The 1,109-nt window shown below is 66.5% G+C and carries 1 protein-coding gene; it reads right to left on the reverse strand.

Going from position 1 to position 1,109, the window contains the following annotated elements:
- On the reverse strand, positions 1 to 1,094 hold a 1,094-nt coding region (locus ACWDUA_RS25555; RefSeq protein WP_449753822.1), incomplete at its 3' end, for a DUF222 domain-containing protein.
- Positions 1,095 to 1,109 lie beyond the last annotated feature (15 nt).

Genomic DNA, 1,109 nt, shown 5'->3' on the forward strand with positions numbered 1-1,109 from the left:
GTTGCGATCCGTTTGGCTTGCCCGAAGTACAGGGGGACGGCGGTGTGGTTTTTGAACACCGACAGATACATGTGTGATTCGGCGAGCAGGTCGATCATGTCGGGGATCGGTAGCAGGGTGCCGGTCGCGGTGATGGCGTGTCCGGTTTCGGCGGCGAGGTCGGCGAGGTCGGTTTTCACGATCACCTGGATGGGGAGGCCGCGGTGGGTTTTGCCCAGCATTCCGTCGGTGAACACGGCGTTGAGCATGGCTTTGACCGCGTCGTGGTTGCGTTGTGCTTGGCTGCGGGTGTCTCGGGTTTCCGCGGCTGCTGTCTGGGCGGGGGCGATGACTTCGGTGGCGCGGGCGTCTCCGGCGGGGGAAGATTTGTCGTCGGGGTTGTTGACGCCGGGGGCGCCCCAGGCGGCGAACAGGGTTTCCAGGTAGGCCCGTAGGACGGGGTCGACGGTGCCGGTGAGTTTCGACATGCCGTCGATGCCTTGTTTGCCCAGCCAGAGACCGCGGCGGCGTTGGCGGTCGGGTGTGTCGACCAGGCTGCCGTCGGGGTCGAGGCGGGCCATGAGTCCGGCGGCGAGGTCTTTGACCTGGTCGGCGGGATAGTGGGTGGCGATCTCGGTGATGGTGTGTTCGGCGGCGACTTTCACGTCGTGGGGTAACGCGACGGGCAGTGCTTTGACGAAGTCCAGGACGACGGCGACATGTGAGGGGCCGACGTGGCCGGCGGCGAACGCGGCGGCGAGGGTGGGGCATTCGGGGCTGACGGGTTCGCCGGTGATCGACGGTGGGGTTTGGGTGTTGCGGACTTGCCGCAGGCGGCGGGTGATGTCGGAGGCGTGGAGTTCGTTGCCGGCGAAGGCGTGCATCGAGGTGTGCCCGTGTGTGCGGGGGATGCCGCGGACGGACAGTTCCATCCATTGCCGGTCGCCCTGGTAGGTCAGGCGGGACAGGGTTTGTTCGGTGGTTTTCGCGACCGAGATGAGGTCGGTGTCGGGGCAGCGGGTGAGGTCGGTGGTGGCGAGCAGGTCGAGGCCTTGGGTGATCAATGCCAATGCGTGCGCAGCGTCGGGTGGCATTGTGGTTGTCGGGTCTGACATGTGGTCTCACCCCCC

It is taken from the genome of Gordonia sp. NPDC003376 (assembly GCF_053589235.1).